Genomic DNA, 6,000 nt, shown 5'->3' on the forward strand with positions numbered 1-6,000 from the left:
CGGTTGTTTTCGACGATTTCTAGAAGTGAAAGCCAAGACTCTGATATCTGCCCGCCCTCCCGGTCTTCGAAATTTTCGAATACCCGCTTACCAACAAAGCAATTCCAAGTAGCAAACGATAGCTCCTATACTCAACTGCCTCCAAGTAACGCCACGATTAGAATATACAAATAATAAATCAGGAGACACCTATCATGCACAATCAAGCGACTTCGAATGTTTCGTTCAACCTGCACAGCATCCTCGACAACCCGTTCAGGTTGTTGATTAACGGTAAACTTGTGGCCTGTGATCGTACGTTTGATGTTTTCAACCCGGCCAACAATGAGGTCATTGCCCAAGCGCCTGTAGGTTCTTCCTCCCAACTCGAAACGGCCATCGAAGCGGCGAAAGCGGCTTTCAGCAATTGGGCCAGCCTCTCCGCCGACGAGCGCGGAGACTATATTCTAAAATATGCTGATGCCCTAGAGGAACGTAAAGAGGCACTGGCTGCACTGCTGACGCTCGAACAGGGCAAGCCTTTCCATACTATGGCCACCGAAGAGGTCAACGCCGCCATCTACTGGGTCCGCGAGGTGGCCAAACGTCGACTTCCTATTGAGACTATCGAGGATACCGATGACCATGTAGTGGAAGTGCACCATACGCCGCTTGGCGTGGTCGGCGCAATTACCCCTTGGAACTTCCCGGTACTGCTGGGACTATGGAAAATCGCGCCGTGCCTAGTCACGGGTAATACCATGGTGCTAAAACCCTCCCCCTACACTCCGCTGACCTCGCTGTTCTTCGGCGAAATCGCAGCAAAGATCTTCCCGGCCGGCGTACTCAACATCGTATCTGGGGGCAACGAGCTTGGCCAGCAGATGACCGAACACCCTGATATCGCCAAGATCAGCTTTACTGGCTCCACCCAGACTGGCCAGAAGGTCATGCAAAGCGGCGCTACCAATCTCAAACGGATCACGCTGGAGCTCGGCGGCAACGACGCGGCCGTGGTACTGGACGATGCCGATTGGGAATCGATCATTCCGACTCTGTTCTGGGCAGCATTCGGCAACTCCGGCCAGTGGTGTATCGCGGTCAAGCGGCTGTATGTACATTCGAGTATCCACACTCAGTTCGTCAAGGCGTTCGTCCAGTTCGCCCAGGACAAGAAGGTGGGCAACGGCATGGATCCGACCACTGATTTGGGCCCGATCCAAAACAAGATGCAATACGACAAGCTAGTCAGTCTGTTCAGAGATACCCAGAAACAGGGTTACAAGGTGCCGCTGGGTGGTGTGATCGACGAATCCCTAGCCGGCAACTTTGTCCCTATCACCATCGTAGACAATCCGCCCGAGGACAGCAGAATCGTTCAAGAGGAGCCATTCGGCCCGATTCTGCCAATCATCGCGTTCAACGATGTGGACGATGTGGTCGCTCGAGTCAATGCCACTCCTTATGGTCTTGCCGGCTCGGTCTGGGGACGCGACCGCGCACGCGCCATCGAAGTATCCAAGCGTATCCAAGCCGGTACCGTCTGGGTCAATGAGATCCACATCCACGGTGTCGATATCCCCTTCGGTGGCCACAAGATGTCGGGAATGGGGGTCGAAAACGGCCACGAAGGTCTGTGTGAGTTCACCAATACCAAGACATACATGTTCAAAAAATAATCGCCGTATGTGACACCGCCCCGTCGGTGTCACAAATACAAAAATAATAAGGAGACAAAATATGGTGGCAATTTATGCCTACGCATTGACTGGTGCAGTCATCGCCTCGCTCGCAACCTGGGCCTTTCTGAGTTATCCCGGCCTGCTTATATGGTCCGCTTTCATCGGCTGGGCCGGCTTTCTCCATTCCGGTGGAGGAAAAGACGTGGTTCGTTCGGTTCTTACATCGATGTATTTCGGGGCATTCATGGCCTGGCTTTTTGCCCTGCTTATCACAGGCGGAAATTTCCAGATCCCGTTACCGGTAAGCGCCGCTGTAATCGTTGCAGTAATGGCACCGATTATGATAATTGCCTCGAAAATGTCTTTACTAAGCGTCGTACCGGCAACCTTTTACGGATTTGCTTGTAGCTTTGCTTACCTCGCACAGACACCAGGAATGTTCACATTCGAAGCGCTCACGACTGTGACAATTTCCAACGTTATATTCGTTGTTCCCTTTTCACTAACCATCGGTGTTTTACTCGGCTCACTACAGGTATTCATGTCCACTGTACTTACTAGTGCCCCTGAATGAGTGGTACTCAGGCCATAAAATAAGCGTATCGATATTGCCGACAAGGGTCTCCAGTTCGAGAACAGCTTCAAGCAATATTCCCGTCTCAACATCCGATCCCCTCATCGGATCTGAACGTCCACGCACATAAAAAAGTTCCAATTCCGGAAAGGAGACAACATGTCACTCGATAAAAAGACGCTCGCCAGTATTCTGCGAGATTACAGCGAAGGCGACTTGGGGCGGCGTGACTTTCTAAAGCGCGCTTCCCTGTTGGGGATCTCGACCGCAATGGCAGGCTCCCTGGCGACGGTCTATTCGAACAGAGTCTTCGCCGCGTCAACCAAAGAAGTCGATTCCATTGATGATGGCTACGACTACATTATCGTCGGTTCCGGCTCAGCTGGTTCCGCCTTGGCATACCGCCTTGCCACTACCACCGACGCCCGCATTCTAGTGCTTGAGGCAGGAGGCATGGACGATGTTCCGGAAATTCACGATCCGCGTAAGTGGGCCCAGGTGCTGGGCACACGTGCGTCCAAGTGGTTCCGCACCACCAAACAGGGATACACCGCGAACCGTGAGCACAGCTGGCCACGAGGCAACGTCATTGGCGGAACCAGCTGTCTGAACGCAATGATCTATGCACGCGGTCACCAAAGCGATTTTAATAGCTGGGCGTACGATGGTTGCGTTGGCTGGGATTACCAGTCTGTGCTAGCTGACTATAAAGCGCTTGAAGACTACGAGGGCGGAGAAAACGACTATCGAGGGACCGGTGGGCCATTGCCGGTGACGCGCCCTCAACCTAACTTGCGTCATCCAGGTGGGCAGATGTTCATCGATGCATCGAAGGCACTCGGGTTTAAAGAAACCGATGACTTCAATGGGCCTCAGATGGAAGGTCCGAGTTGGGTCAATTTCACCATCAAGGACCAACGGCGACAGTCCACTGGCGTGGCCTTCCTCAAGCCTGCGATGGAGCGCAAGAACCTGACGGTTCTGACCGACGCACCGGCACTACGTATTGTTACCGAAAATGGCCGCTGTATCGGCGTGGAGTACCTGCATGCGGGTAAACCACAGCTGGTACGTGCCGACAAGGAAGTGATCCTTTCTGCCGGTGCCATCGATTCGCCGCGCCTTCTAATGCATTCAGGTATCGGTCGTAGCGCCGATCTGAAGGAGGCTGGTATCGACCCGATCGTGGACCTGGCCGGTGTCGGACAGAACCTGCAGGACCACGTGCTGGGTGGAGGGCCGAACTATGAATCGCCAATTGCCGTACCGGAGTCCAACTATAACGCTTCGGAAGTCTATATGTGGGCTAAGTCGGACAACCGGCTTGCTGGTCCGGACATGATCACCCTCTATCTCAGCGTCCCGTTTTCAACACCTGCGCTGCCGATGAAGGGCATCAAGAACGGCTGGTCTATCCTTTCCGGACTTGCACGACCAACCAGCACTGGATCGATTCGACTCAAGTCGAACAAGATAAACGATGCGCCAATCATCAACCCGAACTATCTGGCCACTGAGCATGACCGTCGGGTGTTCTCTCAAGCCACTGAACTGGCCCGGGAGACAGCCCTTCAGTCAGCATTTGCCCCGGTTCGAGCGAAAGAATGGCTCCCCGGCCCTACTATCAAATCCGGTAGCGTAGAATGGGATGAGTTCATCGCCAAAAGCGCTAATACCTTCTTCCATCCGACATCCACCTGCAAGATGGGCGTGGACGACATGTCCGTTGTCGATCCAGAGCTTCGTGTATACGGAATTTCCGGTCTACGCATTGCCGATGCATCGATCATGCCAAATATCACGACCGGCAACACTAATGCGCCTTCTATCATGATCGGCTGGAAGTGCGCTGAACTAATTCGGGGCGCAACCTAAAAATTTACATACGCATTGCGAGGTGACAGCACCATGTCACCTCGAATTTTTCTTTAATAGGGTACGATTTATGATTTTCCGACTAACTCCAAGAACCTATCGTTCATTTGCCATTACTCCCGTTCTGTTTTGCGCTATCGTCTCACCAGTACAAGCAATGCAACCCGACGCTCAGCGTGGCCGGGAAGTTTTCAAACAGTGCGAGGGGTGTCACTCGATGGAAGCGGACGTTCATCTTTACGGCCCCTCCCTACATGGTGTGGTTAACCGCCCTGCCGGCAAACTTGAAAGTTACGATTATTCTGATGCGCTTGGCGCGGTAGATTTTCAGTGGACCTCTGGGCACCTGCAACAATGGCTACAAGACGAGCCAAAGAACATGGTTCCTGGTACGCGCATGGAATTCCCAGGCCTTCCAGATAAGCAGAATATCGACGATCTGATAAAATTTTTGGAATCTCCACAATAGTGACATTGGCAGACGCCATATTAGACGGCATATCATGCTGAATTAAGTTCACGGACTAGGCAACCGTAAACAGCGATTATTGATCGATGGGGAGCCTGAAGATTCGCTCTCTTCCTCAAAGCGGGACTGGCGCCTGCATCAGTCCCGCGCAAGACACAGTAACCTCTGAATAACCTCTCTGAAATTTAAATCGTTTTCGATATGGATAAGGTTGGAGACACGTCACTCATCGCTAAAAATTAGTACGCAAAAAATCTTTTTTCTATTATGACCAGCTAGTTACGTCTTTCTGACTGGAAAGAAAACAACCTTGTCTCCAGCTGCAAACCTGTTTAATAACACAGTCTCCCTGACAAGACATTAAAGCCCATCATTACTAACTACCTACCCCATATTATTTTTTACCTTTTAAAATACATAACGCTTACAAAGTCCTCGACAAGAACAAGCAACGCTACTTCCTTCCAGTTTCCCTAGATTTGTGTTTCTAAGCCCATTGCAGTCTATACTGTTAGCATAGCGTTAGCATTTAGGTTCTATCCAATGCTTATTGACGATAACCAGAGAGATTATAACTATGTCTTCTGTTGATTTGGACTCAACGTTGCAACTATATCCACTGGAATCCCTGAGGCAGATGTCTACATTCGGAGCCGTCTCGGATGCCTTCATTAAGCAAGCTCTGTCACTCAGCCAGATCATTAATCTAAAAAAGGGAGAAATCCTGTTTAAAAAAGGGGACAATCCTGATGAATTTTTCATTGTCCTTGAAGGAAACATCACTGTCTACGATACCACAAATACTGGTCAACATATAATACGTACAACTGAAACGGGAGAAAGTATAGGCTTCTCTTCCATGATAGGGCTTAGGCCTCGGCTATTCAGTGGTGCGGCCAGTTATAAATGTACCGTGTTGCGAATTTCCAGCAGAGCGTTTGCAGAACTATATGATTGGGACCTACAGCAATTTGCTATCTTCTTTATGAACCTATCGCGAGATATGAGCCGTTTTCTTCGAGACAGCACCTACAGCAATGAAAAATAGAGATATATTTTTAGGGGTATTAATATTTTTTATATAAGCACGTCTCGGACCTAGAAATCAACTTTAAAGTGTGACGCACGCCTATGCTGCCTGTAAGTATACCTAGAATAACGATTATGGGCATGTTCAGTTTATACTCAATGAATTAAACATTGTTTAATCAAAGAATTGCAAGTTTAAGGTTCGACTACTTGGGGCCACAGCGACTAGGAAGGTTGCTACCGGCACAGGCCGTGTGAAAACTCTTGTGATTAGGAAATCGTACCGGCAGGAAAGTATACAAGGCGATTACGAGCCGTGTCAGTGACCCTCCTTCATATCATCCCAGAAACTTTCGAATACGCCCGCTGGAAAGGTTGGCGCTTTTCAGCGG

At 50.3% G+C, this 6,000-nt stretch carries 5 protein-coding genes; all 5 read left to right on the forward strand.

Annotated features, from left to right (window positions below):
* Positions 1-194 precede the first annotated feature (194 nt).
* The 5 genes from F451_RS0123370 to F451_RS26965 all read left to right on the forward strand — a co-directional run bounded on the left by F451_RS0123370 (position 195) and on the right by F451_RS26965 (position 5,627).
* Positions 195-1,658: an aldehyde dehydrogenase family protein gene (locus tag F451_RS0123370; protein WP_020683851.1), complete on the forward strand. Its 1,464-nt coding sequence runs from the start codon at positions 195-197 to the stop codon at positions 1,656-1,658.
* Positions 1,659-1,719: 61 nt separating this feature from the next.
* Positions 1,720-2,235: a DUF1097 domain-containing protein gene (locus tag F451_RS0123375; protein WP_020683852.1), complete on the forward strand. Its 516-nt coding sequence runs from the start codon at positions 1,720-1,722 to the stop codon at positions 2,233-2,235.
* A gap of 159 nt (positions 2,236-2,394) precedes the next feature.
* The gene (locus F451_RS0123380; RefSeq protein ID WP_020683853.1) at positions 2,395-4,110 is read left to right on the forward strand and encodes a GMC family oxidoreductase; all 1,716 of its coding nucleotides are present in this window, start codon (positions 2,395-2,397) and stop codon (positions 4,108-4,110) included.
* Positions 4,111-4,267: 157 nt separating this feature from the next.
* Positions 4,268-4,579: a c-type cytochrome gene (locus F451_RS28540; protein ID WP_020683854.1), complete on the forward strand. Its 312-nt coding sequence runs from the start codon at positions 4,268-4,270 to the stop codon at positions 4,577-4,579.
* Positions 4,580-5,156: 577 nt separating this feature from the next.
* Positions 5,157-5,627, forward strand: a complete 471-nt coding sequence (locus F451_RS26965) for a cyclic nucleotide-binding domain-containing protein (protein WP_083928532.1) — start codon at positions 5,157-5,159, stop codon at positions 5,625-5,627.
* Positions 5,628-6,000: the final 373 nt, after the last annotated feature.

It is taken from the genome of Marinobacterium rhizophilum DSM 18822 (assembly GCF_000378045.1).
Lineage (GTDB): Bacteria > Pseudomonadota > Gammaproteobacteria > Pseudomonadales > Balneatricaceae > Marinobacterium_A > Marinobacterium_A rhizophilum.